Consider the following 21,544-nt stretch of genomic DNA (forward strand, 5'->3'; position numbering starts at 1 on the left):
AAGAGTTACCCGCGGGGGCGTGCGGACGTGAAGAGCTACTTGGAGAGGTCCGGCCTCGGCAGCGGGGTCGCCGCCGCCGACTGCGGCGAGGTCGTCGACGCGAACGCCGACGGGGCCGCCATGCCGGCCGTGGGGTCGGCCGCCGCCGCCTCCTCCGCCTGCGGCGGAATCCCGCCCACGATCCGGATCCCGGCCTCGTCCAGACCCCGCTTGATGCGCCAGCGCAGCTCGCGCTCCACGCCCAGCTTCTTGCCCGGCATCGTCTTCACCGAGACCCGGACCGTCATCGAGTCCAGCAGCACCTCGCTCAGACCGAGCACCTCCACCGGCCCCCAGAGGCGCTCGTTCCAGGGCTCCTCCTTCGCCATGGCGTCGCCCGCCTCGACGATCACGGCCCGCACCGTCTCCAGGTCCTCCGTCGGCCGGACGGTGACGTCCACCCCGGCCGTCGCCCAGCCCTGGCTGAGGTTCCCTATCCGCTTGATCTCGCCGTTGCGCACGTACCAGATCTCGCCGTCCACCCCGCGCAGCTTGGTCACCCGCAGACCCACCTCGACGACCTCGCCGGAGGCCACGCCCGCGTCGACCGAGTCGCCCACGCCGTACTGGTCCTCCAGGATCATGAAGACCCCGGAGAGGAAGTCCGTCACCAGGTTCCGCGCGCCGAAACCGATCGCCACACCGGCCACACCGGCCGAGGCGAGCAGCGGCGCCAGGTCGATCTTGAAGGCGCCGAGGATCATCAGCCCGGCCGTGCCCAGGATCAGGAAGGACGCCACCGAGCGGAGCACCGACCCGATCGCCTCCGAGCGCTGCCGCCGCCGCTCGGTGTTCACCAGGAGACCGCCGAGCGCCGTCCCCTCCACCGCCTGCGCCGAGCGGTTCATCCGCTCGATCAGCTTCGTCAGGGCCCGGCGCACGGCCATCCGGAGCAGCAGCGCGACGACCAGGATGAGCAGGATCCGCAGGCCGGTGTTCAGCCAGGTGGACCAGTTCTCCTCCACCCAGCTCGCCGCGTTCGTGGCCTTCTCCGCGGCCTCGTCCAGAGTCACCGGCATCGGTTCGGGTTCGGTGGCAGCCGCCAGGGCGGACCAGGACACGGGACAACCTCCAGGCATCGCGTACGCAGGCCATCCACACTAACGGGGCGTCGGACATGCTTCCGCAGCCCTGTTCGAGGGAGAGACGGACCTCACCTGGGCACATACCGAGGAGAGATGCCGATGTGGTCGAGAACACCTCGGGCCTGTCACCCCGATCCCGATACGTGGTGGCGCCGCGACCAGGCATGAGGAGAGACTGAGAGCAGTTCGTCCCGGCGCGAGCCACGCGCCGCCGGCGTCATAGGAGGCATCCGTGCCGCATGTCCTGGTCCTCAACGCGTCGTACGAGCCGCTCGGCGTCGTACCGCTCCGCCGCGCACTCGTCCTCGTACTGGAGAACAAGGCTCTCTGCCTCGAGGAATCCGGCGCCTTCCTGCACAGCGAGACCCAAGTCCTCCCCGCTCCCAGTGTGGTGCGACTGAAGCGCTTCGTGCGGGTCCCCTACCGGGGGCCCGTTCCCTTGACCCGCAGGGCGCTCTTCGCGCGCGACGGCGGGCGCTGCGCGTACTGCGGGGCCGTCGCGACCAGCGTCGACCACGTCATCCCGCGCAGCCGCGGGGGAACCCACGCCTGGGAGAACGTGGTGGCGGCCTGCCGCCGCTGCAACCACGTCAAGGCCGACCGGCACCTGCGCGAGCTGGGCTGGCGGCTGCGGCACCAACCCGCCCCGCCGACCGGCCTGGCCTGGCGGATCATCGGGACCGGACATCGGGACCCCCGCTGGCTGCCGTACTTGGAGCCGTACGGCGCCGAGGACGCCATGGCCCGGATCGACTCCGTCGCAGACACCCCCGTGAGGGCGCTGACGACGGGTTGAGCCGGGCCTTTCGCGTACGCGGAGGCTTCCGGCACGGAGCGGTTCAGCCCTCGGGGGCGGGCCGCTCCGTCGGCGTGCCCTCGGGGGCCTTCGCCGGATCCTGCGCCACCGCGTAGGTCTCCACGGACCAGAGCGAGTAGCCGAAGCGGGTCGCCCGCGTCTCCCCCTGGACCCGCAGGAAACGGGTGTCCGCCGCGTCCATCCGGACCGACTCCCGGCCGCCCCTGCCGTCCGCGACGGTCGCCGCCGTCCGCCAGACCCGCCCGTCGGCGGAGACCTGCACCCGGTAGCGGGAGGCGTACGCGTCCTGCCAGTGCAGCACCACCTGCCCTATCCGGGCCGGCTCGGGCAGCTCGACCTGCAGCCAGGCGCCGTCCTCCGCCGGGGAGGACCAGCGGGTCGCCGGATCGCCGTCCACCGCCGAGGCGGCCGGGAAGTCCGGCGTCTCGTCGCCCGAGGAGGAGGCCGTCGCCGTCCGCGCCAGGTCCGGGCCCGCCGTCCGGGGGAAGGCCCGCACCGTCAGGACCCGCTCCTCGCCCGCGAAGGACACCGGCACCCGGTACGAACCGGCCGGCACGCCCGCCGCCACCGACACCTCCAGCGGGACACGGGTCCGCGCACCGCGCTCCACCACGGCCTGCTCCGGCAGCCGCACGGTGATGCCCTTCGGGGCCTTCGCCGTCAGCGCCCCGCGCACCCCGCCCGCGCGCCGGCCCGTCAACTCCACGTCCACCCGCTGCGCCGGGCCGCCGATCTCCGCGTCCGTCTCGGTCCGGGCGAGGTCGAGACCGGCGCGCGGACCGTCCGCGAACCACGGCACGAGCGAACGCACCTCGGGCGCCGGACCGTCGCCGCTCCACACGACCCGCAGCGCGTCGGCCCTCAGCCCCTTCAGCTCCGTCTGCGTCCACCCGGACGCCGACAGCGGGCCGAGCGGCCGCCAGCCCTCGCCGGGGACGTACGCCTCCACGCGCGCGCGGGGGTCCTGCGCGCCCGGCTCGGCGAGCACGGTCAGCGCCTCCACGGGCCGCGCCCGGTCGAGCCGCACGGTGTACGAGCCGGGGGCGCGGTCCGCCCGCGCCGCCGGGGTCCGGTCGGCGCCCGTCCAGGCCGACGACTCCGTCACCGCGCGCGTGAGGAACGGATCGAGGACCCCCGAGCCGACCGTCACCCGGCTCGCCTCCAGGGTCTGCCGCTGCCGTTCCAGGTCCAGCTGGGCCCGCCAGGCCCCAGCGCCGTCGCCGCGCGCCTGGGCGAGGAGCATGTCGACCGCCGTCTCGCCCGCCCGCCCGTACTGGGAGAGCTGCTCCAGCCAGGGGCCCGTCTCGTCGTCGAAGGTGCCGTCGGCGGTGGCCGTGAGCCGCTCGGGGGCCCGGCGCATCACGGTGAACGCGGCCCGCAGCTCGCGCGCCGCCTTCTCCCGCGCCGCCGCGCCGGTGCCCGTGCGGGACGCCCAGAACGCCGTCAGGAGCGGCTTCAGATAGGCCGATTCGGCCGCCGGGTCCAGGATCGACGAGGAGCCGTTCCCGGCGAGCGCCCGCAGCGCCTCGCGGGCGGCGGGGTCCGGGCCCGCGAGGTCGTCCACGGCCGCCTGCCAGGACTCGCGCGGCCGGTAGCCCCTCGGGTTCCAGGCGTAGTCGGCGGTGGTGAAGAGCGGGACCCGGGAGGCCGCGGGCTGCTCCATGGCGTGCGCGAGGAAGGCGGCGGAACCGGCGGCCACGGCCGGCTCACGGCCGGTGGCGGGGCCGAGGAACAGCCGGTCCTGCGCGTAGTCGTTGACCGGGTAGTTGTCCATGGTGACCAGCGGGTGGCCGCCCAGCGCCCGGCGCGCCCCCGCCAGTTCGCCGCCGGTGATCGTGCGCGGCACGACGCCGACGCCCGTCCACGCCACCCGCACGTCCGTGTCGAGTTCCGCGGCGAGCTTCGTGCGGTACGCCGTCGCACCGTCCTGGTAGTACTCCGTCGGCATCACCGTCAGCGGCTCGGCGTCCGGGTGCCGCTCGGCGAGGTGCCCGGCGACGGCGTTCGCCACGCGCGCGTGGGCGGTGGCCGCGGCCTCGGGGCCGCGCCCGAAGGCGTCGGCGTCCTTGTCGCAGTGCCACTCGTCGTAGGACGAGTCCTGGAACTGGAGCTGGAAGGAGCGCACCCCCAGCTCCCACATCGCGTCCAGCTTCCGCGTCAGCGCCGTCACGTCGCCGGCCGAGGCCAGGCACATGGACTGGGCGGGCGCCACGGCCCAGCCGAGCGTCACGTGGTTGGCGCGGGCCCGCCCGGCGAGCGCCCGGAACTCGTCCTGCTGCGCGGCCGGGTAGGGCTCGCGCCACTGCGCCCGGCGGTACGGATCGTCCCCGGGCGCGTACAGATAGCGGTTCTGCTTGGTCCGGCCCAGGAAGTCCAGCTGGGCGAGCCGCTGCTCCAGGGTCCAGGGGCGGCCGTAGAAGCCCTCCGTGATGCCGCGCTCGGCCGTGCCGGGCCAGTCGCGGACGACGACGCCGGGGATCTCCCGGCCTGCGCCGAGGAGCTGACGCAGCGTCTGGACCGCGTGGAACAGGCCGTCCTCGCCGACCCCGTCCAGGACGACGGTGTCCCGCCCCTGGAAGCGGCCCGTCGCGAGCCGGTAGCCGCCGCGCGGCAGATCGAGGCGCTCCGGCACCCGCAGGGCGGCCAGCGCCTCCTCGGAGCCGGAGCCGGAGCCGGAGCCGTCGCCCTCGCCGGAGGGCCCGGCGACCCGCAGGACCGGGCCCCGGCCCGGCAGGCCGGTGTGGACGGTCCGTACCCCGGCGGCCCGCAGCAGCTCGCGCAGGGCGGCGAGGGCGTACGGATCGGCGTCGGCGTCCGCGAGCAGGGTGACCTCGTCCCCGAGGCGCACGGCGGAGCCGGTGGCGGTCAGCGACTGGGGGCGCGGCCAGACGGCGGGCACGCGCGCGGTGGAGGACTTCGTGGTCGCGGCGCCCGTGGTGTCCGCCGGCGGCGCGGCGGGGGCCGTGGGGGAGGGCGGGAGCGGGGTCACCGGTGCCGTCGGGGACGGGGAGAGCGGCGTCGGGGCCGCCTGTGCCGAGCCCGGCACCGCGCCGCCGAGGAGGCCGCCGATGACGGCGGCGGCGACGGCCGTCGCGGTGCGCTTCCTGCGCCCGAGGTGCACGCGGGTCTCCCTTCGGCATGCCCCGGCGGCTCTGCCGGTTGGTCACGAGTGGGTCACGAGCCCACCACCCGTCGCACGGGGGTGTCAATGCGCGTGGCCGATGTGTCGGCTTTGCCCGGCGAGCCGTCGGCGAGGTGACGTCACTTCGCCACGATCCGCCGGTAAAACGAGGTGCGGTGGGTAGGGCTCTGTCGTTGCCCAGGTCCCACCTGTCGAGACGAATCGGGAGACCCCCGTGACCACGACCGCCCGCCACCTCGGACGGATACACATCCCACAGCAGTCGGCACCGGCCGGCGAACCGCTGACCAGCGAGCCGCCGCTGCCCGACGCGTCACCCCTCACCAGTGAGCCGCCGCTGGCCGTGGCGGCCCCCCTGACCAGCGAACCCACCGCCCCCGGCAGCGCGGGCGGCCCGGAGTCCCCCGGAGTGTGAAGTGACCCTGGCCCGTCTCGCCGCCCGTCACGGCGTCGCCACCGCCCACAGCCCCTCGGAAGGCGTCACCGTGCCCGTGCCGGACGCCACCGTGGTGGCCGTCCTCGCCGCCCTGGGGGTCGACGCGGCCACCCCGGAGGCCGCCGCCGCCGCCCTCGACGCGGCCGAACGGGCCGACCGGGAGCGCCTGCTGCACCCGACCCTGGTCCACCACCACGGCGACGGACCGGCCCGCCCGCCGGAGGACCTCCCGCCCGGCACCCGCCTGCGGGTCACCACCGAGGACGGTGCCGTCGTCACCGGCCGGGACTGGTCCGGACTTCCGCTCGGCGTCCACACGGTCGAGGCGCAGGCCCCCGACGGGCGCGCCGCCACCGGCACCCTGATCGTGAGCCCCGCGCGCGTGCCCGGCCCCGGGCGGCGCGCGTACGGACTTCTCGTCCAGCTGTACTCGCTGCTCTCCACCCGCTCCTGGGGCATGGGCGACCTCGGCGACCTGCGGGAACTCGCCACCTGGGCCGGCCGCACGCACGGCGCAGGGTTCGTCCAGGTCAACCCGCTCCACGCGGGCGTGCCCGGGGCCCCCAGCGACCCCTCCCCGTATCGCCCGTCCTCGCGCCGCTTCCCGGACCCCGTCCATCTGCGGATCGAGGAGATCCCCGAGTACGCCCTGGTGGGCCCGGAGCGCCGCGAGGAGCTCGACCGGATCCTCGCCGACGCCGCCGAGCTGCGCGAGCAGGTCCTCGGCAAGGGCGCCCTGATCGACCGGGACGCCGTCTGGGAGCTCAAGCGGCGGGCCCTGGAGCTGGTGCTCGGCTCCGTGGAGCCCGGCCCGGGCCGCGCCGCCGACTTCCACGACTTCCTCGCCGAGCGGGGCCGGGCCCTGGAGGACCACGCCACCTACCAGGCCCTCGCCGAGCGCCACGGCCACCACTGGCGGAGCTGGCCCGAGGAGCTGCGGACCCCGCGCGCGGCGGAGACCGCCGTGCGCGCCGATCCCGCCCTGGCCGCCCGGGTCGACTTCCACTGCCGGCTCGCCTGGCTGACGGACCGGCAGCTCGCCGGCGCCGCCGCGGCCGCCCGCGAGGCCGGCATGGGGATCGGGATCGTCCACGACCTGGCGGTCGGCGTCCACCCCGAGGGCTCGGACGCCTGGGCCCAGCAGGAGGCCTTCGCGGCCGGGATGTCGGTCGGCGCGCCGCCCGACGCCTTCAACTCCCGGGGCCAGGACTGGGGTCTGCCGCCCTGGCGGCCCGACGCCCTCGCCGCCGCGGGCTACGCCCCGTACCGCGGACTCCTGCGCGAACTCCTCCGCCACGCGGGCGCGCTGCGCATCGACCATGTGATGGGCCTGTTCCGGCTGTGGTGGGTGCCGGAGGGCCGCGAGCCCACCGAGGGCACCTACGTCCGGTACGACGCCGAGGCGATGCTCGCGGTCCTCGTCCTGGAGGCCCACCGCGCGGGCGCCCTCGTCATCGGCGAGGACCTCGGCACGGTCGAGCCGGGCGTACGGGAGGAGCTGGCCCGGCGCGGGGTGTTCGGGACCTCCGTGCTCTGGTTCGAGCGGGACTGGGAGGGGACCGGCCGCCCGCTGCCGGCGGGGGAGTGGCGCGCGGAGTGCGTCGCCACCGCCACCACCCACGACCTGCCCTCCACCGCGGCCCGGCTCTCCGGGGAGCACGTCGGCCTGCGGCACCGGCTCGGGTTGCTCTCCGGCGACCTGGAGCGCGAGCGGGCGGCGGACGCGGCGGAGACCGCCGAGTGGCTGGACGTGTTCGAGCGGACGGGGCTGCTCCCGGAGGGTCCCGGCGACGAGGAGGCCGAGATCAGGGCCGTCCACCGGTTCCTGCTCGCCACCCCGGCCCGGATGGTGGGCGTGTGGCTGCCGGACACGGTGGGGGACCGCAGACCGCAGAACCTGCCGGGCACCTGGGACGAGTACCCGAACTGGCGGCTGCCGCTCGCCGGTCCCGACGGGCGGCCGCTCACCCTGGAGGAGCTCGCCGGCTCGCCCCGGGCGCACGCCCTGCTGCGCGAGCTGCACGCCCGTACCGCAGGGGAGAACGCCCGTACCGCAGGGGAGAACGCCCGTACGGCACCCCCGGGCGCGCGGCCCGTTTAGGTGTTCGCTACTTTTGGGCTGTGGACAAGAAGAACGCTCTGCGCGCCGGCTCGCTCGCGGCCGGTACGACGCTGATGATGCTGCTCATGTCGTCCCCCGCGCTCGCGCTCACCCGCGACGACGGTGACGACCCGGCCCCCAAGCTGAGTGTCGCCGAGACCCTCGGCCTGTACGTGGCGGCGCCGCTGGTGCTGTTCCTGGTGATCGCCGGCCTGGTGATGGTGCTCGACAAGTCCAAGAAGGCGTAACCCCCCCAGAGGTCTTCGCCGAGGGCGCCGCACGGTACGAGGTACCGCGCGGCGCCCTCGCGCGTCTTCACACGGTCGTGGCGAGCAGCTTCCTGAGCAGCCCGGCCAGCTGGTCCGCCTCCTCCGCGGTGAGCGCGGACCGCAGGGCGGCCCGCTGCTCCCCGAGACCGGCCCCGACGGCCTGGTCCACCAGTTCCTTGCCGCGCTCGCTGAGGGTGACCCGCAGTCCGCGCCGGTCGTTCGGGTCGGGGCTGCGGGTGAGCAGCCCGGCCTTCTCCAGCTTGTCCAGCCGGCCGGTCATGCCGCCGGTGGTGATCATCAGCGTGGCGGTCAGCTCGCGCGGCGAGAGCGTGTACGGCGCTCCTGACCTGCGCAGGGTCGCGAGCACGTCGAACTCCCCGAGCGCCATGCCGTAGGGCGCGTACGCCTTGTCCACCTTGCCCCGCATGGCGTTGGCCAGCCGGTAGATGCGGCCGAAGACGGCCATCGGCACCGTGTCCAGGTCGGGGCGGACGGCCGCCCACTGGTCGGTGATGGCGTCGACGGCGTCGTGGGCGGGGCCGGGGTTCTTCGTCTCCATGGCGCCAGTCTCCTCTTCCACATGACTCGATCGCAAGAAAGCCTCTTGCAAGTAAGTAGCTTAGTGGTAAGTTAATTACCGCCAAGCCAGTCCGGCACTCCACCGCAGGACTCCACAGCAGGGGGAACCGTCATGTCCCGCAAGGCCGCCGTCGTCGCACTGACCGCCCTCGCCCCGATCTCCTGGGGCTCCACCTACTTCGTCACCACCGAGTTCCTGCCGCCCGACCGGCCGCTCCTCACCGGCCTCCTGCGGGCCCTGCCCGCCGGCCTCCTGCTCCTCGCGATCACCCGCAAGCTCCCGCAGGGCGCCTGGTGGTGGAAGTCCGCGGTCCTCGGAGCGCTCAACATCGGCGCCTTCTTCCCGCTGCTCTTCCTCGCGGCCTACCGGCTGCCCGGCGGCGTCGCCGCGGTCGTCGGCTCCGTCGGCCCGCTCTTCGTCGTCGGCCTCGCCGCCCTCTTCCTCGGCGAGAAGCCCACGGTGAAGACCCTCCTCACCGCCGTCGCCGCCGCCTTCGGCGTCAGCCTCGTGGTCCTCAAGGCCGGAGCCGCGTTCGACCTGGTCGGCATCCTTGCCGGACTGCTCTCCTCGCTCTCGATGTCCGCCGGCATCGTCTTCACCAAGCGCTGGGGCCGCCCCGAGGGCGTCGGCGCCCTCGCGCTCACCGGCTGGCAGCTCACCGCGGGCGGCCTGGTCATCGCGCCCATCGCCTTCCTGATCGAGGGCGCCCCGCCGGCCCTGACCGGCGCCAACCTGGCCGGCTACGCCTACCTCGCCTTCGGCAACACCGCGATCTCGTACTTCCTCTGGTTCCGCGGCATCGAGCGGCTGAGCGCCTCCTCGGCCACCCTCCTCGGCCCGCTCTCGCCGATCACCGCCGCCGTCATCGGCTGGGTGGCGCTCGGTCAGGCCCTCGGCCCGGTGCAGGTGCTCGGCATGCTGATCGCCTTCGGCGCCACCCTGGCCGGCCAGCTCGGCCCCCGTACCGCGAAGGCCGCCAAGAAGGCACCCGAGGCCGCCGAGGCCCCCGAGGCCCCCAAGGCCCTCAGGACCCCCGAGGTTGAATCGTTCAGTGCAGCTGAAAAGAACGGTCAGGAAGTTTCGATGGACCTGGAGGGTTCGGGGGTGCGACGGTAACGGGCATGAGCCTGATCACCGCCCGTAACCCGACCGCCGCCACCTCCACCGCCACCTCCACCTCCACCGACAGCACCACCGCAGCCACCGAGAGGCCGACGCCCGCCAAGGGCGCCGGCCTCGGCGTGCTCCTCGCCCTCCTCGCCACCGTCGTCTGGTCCGGCAGCTTCGTCGTCGCCCGCGCCCTCCACGACACCGTCCCCCCGGTGCAGGCCGCCTTCTGGCGCTGGATCGTCGCCCTCGTCGCCGTCGCCCCGCTCGCCGCCCGCGAGACCTGGCGGCAGCGGCACCTGATCCGCCGCCACCTCCGCTTCCTCGCCCTCGCCTCGCTGCTCGGCATCACCGTCTACAACACCCTGGTCAACCAGGCCGGCACCGCCACCTCCGCCGGCAACATGGGCATGATCATGGCCGCCTCCCCGGTCCTCATGGCCGTCTTCGCCCGGCTCGGCGGCAACCGCCTCGGCCCGCGCCGCACCACCGGCATGCTGATCGCCTGCGCCGGCGTCCTCCTGCTCGTCAGCAAGGGCTCGCTCGCCCCGGACTTCGCCACCGGAGACCTCTGGGTCATGGCCGCCGCCGTCTGCTTCGCCTCCTACAGCGCCCTGCTCAAGCGCCGCCCCGCCGAACTCGGCGGCCTCGCCTTCCTCTTCACCACCTTCGCCCTCGGTGCCCTCATGCTCCTCCCGGCGTACGGGATCAGCCTCGCCGTCCAGGGCGGCTTCGAGCCCACCACCGGCACCGTCGGCCCCCTCGTCTACGTCGGCGTGCTCTCCTCCGCCGTCGCCTTCTTCGCCTGGAACAAGGCCGTCACCCTGATCGGCGCCGCCCGCTCCGGGATCGTCTACTACCTCCAGCCCGTCTGCGTCGCCCTCCTCTCGTACGCCCTGCTCGGCGAACGGCTCGGCCTCCTCGGCGGCGCCAGCATGGTCCTCATCCTCGGCGGGGTCGCCATGAGCTCCGCCTCCTAGCACTCGGCTTCCCTCGAACAGGGGGACCGCCGGATAAGTTGCCCCCCATGACCGAGTGGGACATCAAGAAGCTCCAGATCCTCCGCACCCTCCGCGACCGCGGCACCGTCACCGCGACCGCGGAGGCGCTGCTCATGACCCCCTCGGCCGTCTCGCAGCAGCTCACCAACCTCGCCAAACAGGTCGGGGTGCGCCTCCTGGAGGCCCAGGGCCGCCGGGTCCGCCTCACCGACGCCGCCCATCTGGTGCTCCGCCACGCCGAGGTGGTCTTCGCCCAGCTCGAGCGCGCCGACGCCGAACTCGACGGGTATCTGCGGGGCGAGGCCGGACAGGTGCGGGTGGCGGCCTTCTCGACCTCCGTGCCCGCGCTCGTCGTGCCCGCCGTACGACAGCTGCGGACCGCCCACCCCGGGCTCGACGTCCGGATCCGGGAGGCCGAGGCGGCGGAGGCGTACGAGCTGCTCACCGCCGGCGAGGTCGACCTCGCGCTCTCGCTCGCCGCCCACGCGCCCTCCGCGCGCGACCCCAAGTACAGCCGGGTCCCGCTGCTCGCCGACCCCCTCGACGTCGCCCTGCCCGCTGGCCATCCGCTCGCCGACGCGCCCGGGCTGCGGCTCGCCGACCTCGCCGCCGAGCCCTGGATCTTCGGCGGCTCGGGGCCCTGGTCCGAGATCACCACCGCCGCCTGCGAGGCCGCCGGCTTCGTGCCCGAGCAGGCCCACAGCGCCTCCGGCTGGACCGCGATCCTCGCCATGGTCGAGGCCGGCATGGGGATCGCGCTGGTGCCCCGGATGGCCTTCGCGGACCGCCGGGGCGGCACCGGGGTCGTCATGCGCGTCCTCTCCGCCGACCAGCCGCGCCGCCACGTCGTCGCGGCCGTGCGGAGCGGGGCGGAGGAGGGCCCGGCGGTGGCCCGGGTGCTCGCCGCGCTCCGGCAGGCGGCGGCGGCCCGCGAGACCGTTCAGCAGAACTGACCCCGCGACCGTTCAGCGGAACCACTCCCGCGATTGTTCAGCTGAACTGAATGGCATCGTCGAAAACATTCGATGGACCGGGGTGCTCGGGCGGAGGGAAGCTCGTCCCATGAGCAGCCTCGACGCGCACCAGGACCCGCACGCCAACGACGCCGCCCCCTACTCCGGCGGGGACCCCTACGCCGACTACCGCACCGGTGACTTCCCCTTCACCGAGCTCGTCGACCTCGCCGACCGCCGCCTCGGCGCCGGCGTCGTCGCCGCCAACGACGAGTTCTTCGCCGAGCGCGAGAACCTCCTCGTCCGCGAGCGCGCCGTCTTCGACCCGGAGCACTTCGGCCACAAGGGCAAGATCATGGACGGCTGGGAGACCCGCCGCCGCCGTGGCGCCGACGCCGAGAACGTCTTCCCCGCCCCCGAGGACCACGACTGGGCGATCGTCCGCCTCGGCGCCCCCGGCGTGATCCGCGGCATCATCGTCGACACCGCCCACTTCCGCGGCAACTACCCGCAGAAGGTCAGCATCCAGGCCGCCGCCGTCGAGGTCCCCCTGCCTGGCGGCGGGGGTGCCCCCACGCCCAGCCCCGCCGAGCTGCTCGAAGCGAAGTGGGAGGAGCTCGTCCCGCCGACCCCCGTCCGCGGCCACGCCGCCAACGGCTTCGAGATCACCGCCGAGCGCCGCTTCACCCACGTACGGCTCTGCCAGCACCCCGACGGCGGCGTCGCCCGGCTCCGCGTCCACGGCGAGGTCGTGCCCGACCCCGAATGGCTGGAGCTCCTCGGCACCCTCGACCTGATCGCCGTGCTCAACGGCGGCTCGTACGAGGACGCCTCGGACAAGTTCTACTCCTCGCCGACTCAGATCATCCTGCCCGGCACCTCCCGCAAGATGGACGACGGCTGGGAGAACCGCCGCCGCCGGGTCCGCGACACCAACGACTGGGTCCGCTTCAAGCTCGTCGCCCAGGGCGCCGTCCGCGCCGTCGAGATCGACACCGCCTACCTCAAGGGCAACTCGGCCGGCTGGATCGCCCTCCAGGGCCGCAACGGCGACAGCGGCGAATGGTTCGAGATCATCCCGCGCACCCGCCTCCAGCCCGACACCCTGCACCGCTTCAAGCTCCCCGCGCAGGCCGTCGTCACCCACGTCCGGCTCGACGCCTTCCCCGACGGCGGCGTCGCCCGGATGCGGCTCCACGGGACGCTGACGGAGCAGGGCGCGGCCGACCTGCGCGCCCGCTACGCGGCGCTCGGCGGCTAGGGCCTGTCTGACCCTTCCCGTCGGGTACGGCCCGCCCGGCACGCACGCTCGACGCACGGCCGGAACACCCAAGTAGCTCCGCTACGAGGGCGCCCCGGCCGCACGCCGATCGCACGCACCGGACGACCCGGCCTGATCCGACGCGAATGGTCAGACAGGCCCTAGGGCCGGGAAAGACTTCCGCCCGGCGGCGCGGCCGCGCGCCGACGCCCGCCCGCCGGGCGGACTCCAAGCACCGCCCCGCGGGCGGACTCCAAGCACGGAAAAGGGGCGCCCCCACGGGGGAGGGCGCCCCTTTTCCGGGATTCAGCCCCGGGTCACTTCGCGGCCGCGTCCGCCGCCCGCGCCTTCAGGGCACGCTCCACGCCCGCACGGGACTCCGTCACCATGCGCCGCAGCGCCGGGACCGGGTTGTGCTCGGCGATCCACGCGTCCGTCGCGTCCAGCGTCTCCTGCGAGACCTGGTACGTCGGGTACAGACCGACCACGATCTGCTGGACGATCTCGTGGCTGCGGGTCTCCGCGATGCCCTTGATCGACGCGAAGTACTTCGCCGTGTACGGGGCGAGCAGCTCGCGCTGGTCGGCCTGCACGAAGCCGCCGATGACCGCTTCCTGCACGGCGTTCGTCAGCTTGTCGTCCTCGAGGACCGAGGCCCAGGCCTCCGCCTTCGCCGCCTCCGTCGGACGCGCCGCGCGCGCGGTGGCCGCGTGCCGCTCGCCCGCCGCCGTACGGTCGCGCTCCAGCTCGGCGGCGATCTCCGCCTCCTCGAAGCGGCCGGTGGCCGCGAGGCGCTGCACGAACGCCCAGCGCAGCTCGGTGTCGACGGCCAGGCCCTCGATGACCTCGGAGCCGTCGAGCAGCGCCGCGAGCACGTCGAGCTCCGCGTCCTCGCGGGCCGTCGCCGCGAAGGCCCGCGCCCACGCCAGCTGGTGGTCGCTGCCGCCCTCGGCCGCGCGCAGCTGCTCCTGGGCGAAGGCGCCCCAGCGGGCCAGGCCCGTCGCGCGCCACTCGGGCGCCGCGTACAGGTCGATGGCCGCCTTCACCTGGCCCTGGAGGGACTGCACCACACCGATGTCGGACTCCTTGGCGATGCCCGAGAGCACCAGGTCCAGGTAGTCGCGGGTGGCCAGCTCGCCGTCGCGGGTCATGTCCCAGGCCGAGGCCCAGCACAGGGCGCGCGGCAGGGACTCGGCGAAGTCGCCGAGGTGCGCGGTGACGTTCTTCAGGGACACCTCGTCGAGGCGGACCTTCGCGTACGACAGGTCGTCGTCGTTGAGGAGGACGACCGTCGGGCGGGCCTTGCCGGCCAGCTCCGCGACCGGGGTCAGCTCGGCCGCCGCGATGTCCAGCTCCAGGCGGTCGGTGCGGACCAGCTTGCCGCTCTCGTCCAGGTCGTAGAAGCCGATCGCGATGCGGTGCGGGCGCAGCACGGCCTCGCCCTTGGCACCGGCGGGCAGCGCCGGGGCCTCCTGGCGGACGGCGAAGGCGGTGATGACACCGTTCTCGTCGGTCTCGATCTCCGGGCGGAGGATGTTGATGCCCGCGGTCTCCAGCCACGCCTTCGACCAGGTCTTCAGGTCACGGCCGGAGGTCTCCTCCAGGGCGCCGAGGAGGTCGGAGAGGCGGGTGTTACCGAAGGCGTGCGCCCGGAAGTACGCCTGGACGCCCTTGAAGAACTCGTCCTGGCCGACGTACGCCACGAGCTGCTTCAGGACCGAGGCGCCCTTGGCGTACGTGATGCCGTCGAAGTTGACCAGCACGTCCTCCAGGTCGTTGATCTCGGCCATGATCGGGTGCGTCGACGGCAGCTGGTCCTGGCGGTAGGCCCAGGTCTTCTCCGCGTTGGCGAAGGTGGTCCAGGCGTTCGGCCAGCGGGTGCCGGGCACCGAGGCCTGGCAGGCGACCGAGGTGAAGGTGGCGAACGACTCGTTCAGCCACAGGTCGTTCCACCACTCCATGGTGACGAGGTCGCCGAACCACATGTGGGCGAGCTCGTGCAGGATCGTCTCGGCCCGGCGCTCGTACGCCGCGTCCGTCACCTTCGAGCGGAAGACGTACTGGTCGCGGATGGTGACCGCGCCCGCGTTCTCCATCGCGCCCGCGTTGAACTCCGGCACGAACAGCTGGTCGTACTTGCCGAAGGGGTAGTCGTACGCGAACTTCTCCTGGAACCAGTCGAAGCCCTGGCGGGTCACGTCGAAGATGTGGTCCGCGTCGAGGAACTCGGCCAGCGACGGACGGCAGTAGATGCCCAGCGGGACGACCTGCCCGTCCTTCTCGTACGTCGAGTGCACCGAGTGGTACGGGCCGACGATGAGGGCCGTGATGTACGTGGAGATCCGCGGGGTCGGCTCGAAGACCCACACGTCGTTCTCGGGCTTCGGCGTCGGCGAGTTCGAGATCACCGACCAGCCGCTCGGCGCCTTCACGGTGAACTGGAAGGTCGCCTTCAGGTCGGGCTGCTCGAACGAGGCGAAGACCCGCCGCGCGTCCGGCACCTCGAACTGCGTGTACAGATAGGCCTGGTCGTCGACCGGGTCGACGAAGCGGTGCAGACCCTCACCGGTGTTGGTGTACGCGCAGTCGGCGACGACCTTCAGCTCGTTGCGGCCCGCGGCCAGACCGGCCAGCGCGATCCGCGAGTCGCGGAAGACGGCGGCGACGTCGAGCGCGCGGCCGTTGAGCACGACCTCGTGGACGGCGGGGGCGACGAGATCGATGAAGGTCTCGGCGCCGGCCTCGGCGGAATCGAAGCGGACGGTGGTGACGGACCGGTAGGTGCCGCCCTCCTGCGCACCGGTGAGGTCGAGGTCGACCTCGTACGCGTCCACGGTCAGCAGCGCCGCCCGCTGCTGAGCCTCTTCACGGGTCAGGTTTGTCCCAGGCACCCGGTCAACTCCTCGGTTTCGTGACGTTTGGGCCATCCTTCCACGGGCCGGGTCAGCGGCGCACCGAGCATTTCCACGGTCCGTCACCACTGATCCGCAGCAGCCCGGGCCCCGGCACCGGGGCGCTCGCCCGGACCTCCCCGATCTCGTTGACCAGCAGGTCCTGCTCCTCGTCGTCGTAGAGCGGATCCAGCGGCGGGGTGTGCTGATGGACCGTGAAGTTGGACTCCCCGTGGTGCGCGAAGTCCAATACCCCGGCCGGCCCCTCGTAGATCACCAGATCGTGCGCGATCCCCTCGACGTGGCTGTCGAAACGGCGCGCGTGGGACAGTGGAAGCACCCGCAGCGTCCACGGGGTGTCGGCCTCCACCCGCAGCGACAGCGGGCGGGCGCGCGGGACGAGGGCGACGGTACGCGCGCGTACGTCGTCCTCGTACGCCGTGAGGAGGAAGTCCTCGGCCCGCCCGTACGCGTCGCAGGACTCGATCGTCGTGGACAGGGAGTGGTACGACTCGATCTCCAGGAGCACCCAGTGCCCCGCCGGAAGACCCGGGTCGCAGTGCACGGTCTCCTTGCCGCGCCCCTGGTACACACAGGGCCGGAACGCCCCGCCGTACGGATCGGCCACCGGCACGGGCGGGGCGGCGGGGGCCGGGGGTGGCGGCGGGGGCACGTAGCCGGGGCCCGGGATGGGCGGCGGCGGGGACTCCACCACGATGCCGAAGTCCGTCGCGAGCCCGGCGAGCCCCGAGGCGTACCCCTGGCCGACCGCGCGGAACCGCCAGCCGCCGTCCCGCCGGTAGAACTCCCCGAAGACGAAGGCCGTCTCCGTCGTCGCGTCCCCGATCGCGCAGTACGCCACCGGGTTCCCCGCCCCGTCCGTGACCCGCACGTCGAGCCCCGGCACCTGCCCGAAGGCGCCCCCGTCGGCGGAGGCGGCGATCACCAGACGCCCGACATCGGGCTCCACGCGCGCGAGGTCGAGCCACAGCCAGTCCGCGGCCGGACTGCCGGGCGCGCCCGGGGCCGACCTCCCCAGGTGCCGCACGGCCCCCGAGGGGTGCTCGGCATGGTTGTAGAAGACCAGATCGGCGTCGCCCCGCACCCGATCCCCGGCCCCGAGGAGCAGGGCGGAGACGTCCACGTCTGGCACCCCGTGCCCGGTGCGCCAGCTGACCGCGACATGAAGGGCCTGCGGGGGCACGGGGACGTTCGCCCCCTTGGATATCCGGGTCATGGGGGAACTGTGGCACGCGCGGACACGCCGGAGGGGCGGCTCCCCGCAACGGGAAGCCGCCCCTCCGGTAAGGGCTCCGGGCGGGATCAGCCCTTGAGCTCGGCCGCGACGAGCTCCGCGATCTGCACGGCGTTCAGCGCCGCGCCCTTGCGCAGGTTGTCGTTGGAGAGGAACAGCGCGAGGCCGTGCTCGACGGTCTCGTCGACGCGGATGCGGCCCACGTACGAGGCGTCCTTGCCGGCCGCCTGGAGCGGGGTCGGGATCTCGGAGAGCTCGACGCCCTCGGCGTCCTTGAGGAGCTCGTAGGCGCGCTCGACGCTGATCGGACGCTCGAAACGGACGTTGACCTGGAGGGAGTGGCCGGAGAAGACCGGGACGCGCACGCAGGTGCCGGAGACCTTGAGCTCGGGGATCTCCAGGATCTTGCGGGACTCGTTGCGGAGCTTCTGCTCCTCGTCGGTCTCGTGCGTGCCGTCGTCGACGAGGTTGCCGGCCAGCGGGACCACGTTGAAGGCGATGGGGCGGCGGTACACGCCGGGCTCCGGGAAGGCCACGGCCTCCCCGTCGTGGGTCAGCTCGGTGGCGCGCTCGGCGACGGCCTTGACCTGGCCGTCCAGCTCGGCGACACCGGCCACGCCCGAGCCGGAGACGGCCTGGTAGGTGGTGGCGATCAGCGCGGTGAGGCCGGCCTCCTGGTGGAGCGGCTTGAGGACCGGCATGGCGGCCATCGTGGTGCAGTTCGGGTTGGCGATGATGCCCTTGGGGCGGTCCTTGATCGCGTGCGGGTTGACCTCGGAGACCACCAGCGGGACCTCGGGGTCGCGGCGCCAGGCGGAGGAGTTGTCGATCACGACGGCGCCCTGCGAGGCGACCTTCTCGGCGAGGGCCTTGGAGGTGGCGCCACCGGCGGAGAAGAGCACGATGTCCAGGCCGGTGTAGTCGGCGGTGGAGGCGTCCTCGACCGTGACGCCGTCGACGACGGTGCCGGCGGACCGGGCGGAGGCGAAGAGCCGCAGCTCGTCGACCGGGAAGTCGCGCTCCACGAGGATCTTGCGCATGACCGTGCCGACCTGACCGGTGGCTCCGACGATTCCGACCTTCACGGGGACTCCTCCGTACGTATGTGCAGGGTGCTGCCGGTCCATGATGCGTATGTCCCCGGCCACCTTGTCCAATCCATTGTCCAAAGGACGGACGCGTCGCGGACGAAGGCGAGGACGCGAAAGGGGCGGGCACCGGTTTCGGCGCCCGCCCCCTCACTCGCACGGTGCTACGGGGTGACCGCGCCGATCAGGACGCTGCCGGTGCCCGCGACGGTGCCGCGGGCGTTGAGGAGCTGGACCTCGCCGAAGAACTGGCGCCCCTCGGGGGCGGCGGCGTTCACCAGGACCTCGGCGCCGACCTGGGCGGAGGCGCCGTTGGCCAGCTGGACCGGCTTCGACTCGTCGACCTTCACGGAGCCGAGCGCGGACGAGTAGTACACGTCCTTGTAGTCGTAGCTGGTGCCACCGGCGGCCTGCACCGAGTAGCCGTCGATGACGACGGTGTAGGTGCCCGCGGCGGGCTTGATCAGGGTGACGGACTCCTCGGAGTCGCCGTCGGCGGACTGGCCGACCTGCGTGTCGCCGAGCTTGACCGTGAGGTCGAGGTCGGCGGACAGGTCGGAGGTGTTGCCGATGGCGATGTCGAGGCGCTCGACGCCCTCGCCGATGGTAACGGTCTTGATCTGCTGCTCGTGGTGCTGGATGGTCGCCTTCTCGCTCTTCTGCGAGCCGAGCGGGCCACCCTTCAGCCGGCCGTCGAGGGCGGCGAAGCCGTTGGTGACCTTCCACTGGACGGCGGCCGGGGTGCCGACCTTCGCCTCGGGGACGGTCTGCACGGCCGGGTCGAAGTCGGCGCCGAGCACGGACACGTTCAGCGTGAACGGGTTGTCCAGGTCCGGCGACGTGCGGCGGGACTCGACGATGATCTCCCAGACGCCCGGGACCGGGTTCGCGTAGGAGCGCAGGTCCGGGCGGCAGGTGTTCGCCGGGTTGTAGTGCGGGTAGCACTGGTTGGACGCGTTGTCCTCCAGGGCCACACCGTACGGGTGCTGGGTGATGAACCGGGTCTGGCTCTTCTCCTTCAGCCCGCTGATGCCGACCTCGAGGGTCTTGGCGCCCTTCGGCACCGTGACGAAGTACGACTTGTGGCTGTTGCGCTGCGTCGTGCCGGAGACGGAGTAGCCGTAGCCCGGCGCGACCAGGTCGCTGGAGACGACCGAGGTGGCGAGGATCTGCTTGTCGACGCCCTCGGTGAACAGGTCGTCGGCCTCCAGGATGACGCTGTGCACGCCCGAGGTCTTCGGACGGGCCTGGAGCTTGACGGTGACCGGCTTGTTCAGCGGCAGGGCGACGAAGTCGTCACCGAGGATGCTGAAGGTGCCGTCGTTGTACTTCAGGCCGAGCTCGTGCCAGACCGGGCGGTCCGGGCCGTTCGTGCGCGTGATCGTGACGTCGTAGACCTTCTTCTGGCCGACCTTGAGGCCGCCCTCGCGGTCGTACACGCCGGTGCCGGTGTGCGGGGCCGGGAAGATCGCGGTGTCGACCGGGGCCTCGACCTTGTAGTCGTGGGCGGTCGCGCCGAACAGGATCGAGTCCCAGGCGTCCTCGATGTCGATGAGGCCGGCGCCCTGCTCGTGGGCCGCGACACCCGGGATCCGCTGGGCGGTCGAGGTGAGCGCGGTGCGCAGGGTGAGCGGGGAGAGCTTGATGCCCTTCTGCTTCGCGGCCGAGAGCAGCAGCGCGCTCGCGCCCGCCGCCTGCGGCGAGGACATCGAGGTGCCGTTGAGCATGCCGTAGCCGGCGGGCAGCGTGTAGCCGGCCTCGGCGACGCCCGCGCCGGGCAGCCAGGTCGGGATGGTGTTCACGGCCGAGCCGGGGGCGGAGATGGTCGGGGTGAAGCCGCCGTCCTCACGCGGGCCGCGCGAGGAGAAGGGGAACATGGCGTACTTCTTCTCGACGGCGGAGCCGTAGTTGGCGGCCCAGGTCGACTGGGAGATCGCCGCGCCGACGGACAGCACCTTGTCGGCCAGACCGGGGTCGCCGATCGTGTTGATGCCGGGGCCCTCGTTGCCGGCCGAGATGACCAGCTGCACGCCGTACTCGTCGATGAGACGGGTGTAGAGGCGGGCGCGGACGTTGTCGCCGTCGTTCTGCAGCGGCAGGCCGCCGATCGACATGTTGACGATGTCGACGCCGCGGTTGGCCACGAGGTCGATCATGCCCTCGGTGAGCGCGGTGTTGGTGCAGCCGCCCGACCAGGTGCAGGCGCGGGAGGAGACGATCTTCGCGCCGGGGGCGGCGCCGCTCATCCGGCCGCCGAAGAGGCCGTTGGCGGCGGTGATGCCGGCGACGTGCGTGCCGTGCTCGGACTCGACGAGGCCGACGTTGACGAAGTCGGCCTTCTTGCCGACCCAGTCGCCGCCCAGCGGGTCCATCGCGACGTCCTTGCGGATCTGCACGACGAACGGGGTGCGCTCGACGACCTCGGTGGCCGGGTTGTCGGTGCCGAAGTAGCCGATCTGGTAGCCGTCCTTGTACGGCTTCATCGGCTGGTTGTTCGTGAAGTCGCCGTCCTGGTCGGTGTCCACACGGACGGTGCCGGCGGCGGCGTCGTACAGCAGGCCGAAGCGGTCGGTGGTGTCGCCGTCCCGGTTGATGTCGCCCTTGGGGTCGCCACCCGCGGTGACGGACTCGCTGAAGCGGCTGAACTGGTACGAGCCCTCGGGGGCCTTCCAGCTGGAGCCGGCGGCGGTGAAGACGGGGCCCGCGACCGGGGTGATCTGGGCGCGCCAGGTGCCGTCGCCCTCGGTGAGCGGGTCGGTGGCGGTGACCCAGTCGACGATCTTGCGCTCGCCGGTGGTGGTCTTCTGCAGGGCCGGGTGGCCGAGGTCGACACCCGAGTCCAGGATGCCGATGGTCACGCCGCGGCCGTCGGCCTTCGGGTGCTCCTTGACGAAGTCGACCGCGCCCGTCTCGTACGAGGGGTTGTACGGGTTCTTCGCCGGGGTGTCCTTGCCGGGGGCGGGGTAGGTCGTGGTGACCGTGGTGCCCTCGACGGCGCCCGTGACGGTGCCCGCGTCCGGGGTCGGGTCGTCGAGCTCGATCTCCGCCTGGAGGTCGACCGACTGGACCGAGGACAGCTTGGTGGCGGCCTTGATGGCCGCGTCGGCCTTCGCGGTCGGCAGGGTGGCGCGGACGTAGCCGAGCTTGTCGTCCTGCTTGCCGACGGAGGCGCCGGGGACGGCGTCGAGCTGGCCCGCGACCTGCTCGGTGGCGCCGGGAGCGGTGGCCACGAGGACGGTGACGTTCGGCTTGCCGGCGGCCTCGGCCTCGGAGAGGCGCTGGGCGTCGGTGGCGCCGAGCTTGTCGGCCGGGTCCGCGGACTTGACCGGGGAAGCGGCGGCCGGCTCGTCGACGGCGAGTACGGGCGCGGCACCGGTCGCGACGAGCGCGGCGACGAGTCCTGCGGCGGCCGCGATACGGGCCGCCCGTCTGGGCCCGTGCGTCGAGCTTCCGGGTATGGAGCTCTGAGTGTCGGGGGTGGTCATTTACATCCCTGTTTGTGAAAGGACGGTGTCCGGA

15 protein-coding genes are annotated in these 21,544 nt (G+C 73.1%); 8 read left to right on the forward strand and 7 right to left on the reverse strand.

What is annotated here, in order from left to right; all coding sequences use genetic code 11:
• Positions 1-35 precede the first annotated feature (35 nt).
• Entirely contained in the window at positions 36-1,118 is a 1,083-nt protein-coding gene (locus ACF07V_RS13530) for a mechanosensitive ion channel family protein (protein ID WP_392153887.1), read from the reverse strand.
• Positions 1,119-1,356: 238 nt separating this feature from the next.
• On the opposite strand from ACF07V_RS13530, the gene ACF07V_RS13535 reads away from it, so the two are divergent.
• The gene (locus tag ACF07V_RS13535; RefSeq protein ID WP_392153889.1) at positions 1,357-1,920 is read left to right on the forward strand and encodes an HNH endonuclease; all 564 of its coding nucleotides are present in this window, start codon (positions 1,357-1,359) and stop codon (positions 1,918-1,920) included.
• A gap of 43 nt (positions 1,921-1,963) precedes the next feature.
• Here the strand turns inward: ACF07V_RS13535 and ACF07V_RS13540 are convergent, their stop codons facing one another.
• Positions 1,964-5,062: a beta-N-acetylglucosaminidase domain-containing protein gene (locus ACF07V_RS13540; RefSeq protein ID WP_392153891.1), complete on the reverse strand. Its 3,099-nt coding sequence runs from the start codon at positions 5,060-5,062 to the stop codon at positions 1,964-1,966.
• Positions 5,063-5,297: 235 nt separating this feature from the next.
• Between ACF07V_RS13540 and ACF07V_RS13545 the strand changes: the two genes are divergently transcribed.
• The 3 genes from ACF07V_RS13545 to ACF07V_RS13555 are packed head-to-tail and all read left to right on the forward strand — an operon-like array spanning position 5,298 to position 7,868.
• Positions 5,298-5,498, forward strand: coding sequence for a hypothetical protein (locus tag ACF07V_RS13545; protein WP_392153892.1), 201 nt, complete (start codon positions 5,298-5,300; stop codon positions 5,496-5,498).
• A gap of 1 nt (position 5,499) precedes the next feature.
• Positions 5,500-7,620, forward strand: coding sequence for a 4-alpha-glucanotransferase (gene malQ, locus ACF07V_RS13550; protein ID WP_392153894.1), 2,121 nt, complete (start codon positions 5,500-5,502; stop codon positions 7,618-7,620).
• Between the two features lie 20 nt (positions 7,621-7,640).
• Positions 7,641-7,868: a hypothetical protein gene (locus ACF07V_RS13555; protein WP_392153896.1), complete on the forward strand. Its 228-nt coding sequence runs from the start codon at positions 7,641-7,643 to the stop codon at positions 7,866-7,868.
• 67 nt (positions 7,869-7,935) lie between these two features.
• On the opposite strand, the gene ACF07V_RS13560 is transcribed toward ACF07V_RS13555, so the two are convergent.
• Complete coding sequence (locus ACF07V_RS13560; protein ID WP_392153897.1) at positions 7,936-8,448, reverse strand: MarR family winged helix-turn-helix transcriptional regulator; 513 nt, start codon at positions 8,446-8,448, stop codon at positions 7,936-7,938.
• A gap of 132 nt (positions 8,449-8,580) precedes the next feature.
• Between ACF07V_RS13560 and ACF07V_RS13565 the strand changes: the two genes are divergently transcribed.
• The 4 genes from ACF07V_RS13565 to alc all read left to right on the forward strand — a co-directional run bounded on the left by ACF07V_RS13565 (position 8,581) and on the right by alc (position 12,791).
• The gene (locus ACF07V_RS13565) at positions 8,581-9,585 is read left to right on the forward strand and encodes an EamA family transporter (RefSeq protein WP_392153899.1); all 1,005 of its coding nucleotides are present in this window, start codon (positions 8,581-8,583) and stop codon (positions 9,583-9,585) included.
• A gap of 5 nt (positions 9,586-9,590) precedes the next feature.
• Positions 9,591-10,556: a DMT family transporter gene (locus tag ACF07V_RS13570; protein ID WP_392153901.1), complete on the forward strand. Its 966-nt coding sequence runs from the start codon at positions 9,591-9,593 to the stop codon at positions 10,554-10,556.
• Positions 10,557-10,603: 47 nt separating this feature from the next.
• Complete coding sequence (locus tag ACF07V_RS13575; RefSeq protein ID WP_392153902.1) at positions 10,604-11,530, forward strand: LysR family transcriptional regulator; 927 nt, start codon at positions 10,604-10,606, stop codon at positions 11,528-11,530.
• Positions 11,531-11,639: 109 nt separating this feature from the next.
• Complete coding sequence (alc, locus tag ACF07V_RS13580) at positions 11,640-12,791, forward strand: allantoicase (protein WP_392153904.1); 1,152 nt, start codon at positions 11,640-11,642, stop codon at positions 12,789-12,791.
• Between the two features lie 317 nt (positions 12,792-13,108).
• Here the strand turns inward: alc and pepN are convergent, their stop codons facing one another.
• The 4 genes from pepN to ACF07V_RS13600 form a co-directional block, all read right to left on the reverse strand.
• The gene (pepN, locus tag ACF07V_RS13585) at positions 13,109-15,682 is read right to left on the reverse strand and encodes an aminopeptidase N (RefSeq protein WP_392153906.1); all 2,574 of its coding nucleotides are present in this window, start codon (positions 15,680-15,682) and stop codon (positions 13,109-13,111) included.
• 52 nt (positions 15,683-15,734) lie between these two features.
• The gene (locus ACF07V_RS13590; protein WP_392153908.1) at positions 15,735-16,919 is read right to left on the reverse strand and encodes a TerD family protein; all 1,185 of its coding nucleotides are present in this window, start codon (positions 16,917-16,919) and stop codon (positions 15,735-15,737) included.
• A gap of 86 nt (positions 16,920-17,005) precedes the next feature.
• Positions 17,006-18,022 carry an aspartate-semialdehyde dehydrogenase gene (locus tag ACF07V_RS13595; protein WP_392153910.1) on the reverse strand — a complete coding sequence of 339 codons (1,017 nt, stop codon included), beginning with the start codon at positions 18,020-18,022 and terminating at the stop codon, positions 17,006-17,008.
• A 167-nt stretch (positions 18,023-18,189) separates the two neighbouring features.
• Positions 18,190-21,510, reverse strand: coding sequence for a S8 family serine peptidase (locus tag ACF07V_RS13600; protein ID WP_392153912.1), 3,321 nt, complete (start codon positions 21,508-21,510; stop codon positions 18,190-18,192).
• Positions 21,511-21,544: the final 34 nt, after the last annotated feature.

This window comes from Streptomyces sp. NPDC015661, assembly GCF_043077765.1.
GTDB lineage: Bacteria > Actinomycetota > Actinomycetes > Streptomycetales > Streptomycetaceae > Streptomyces.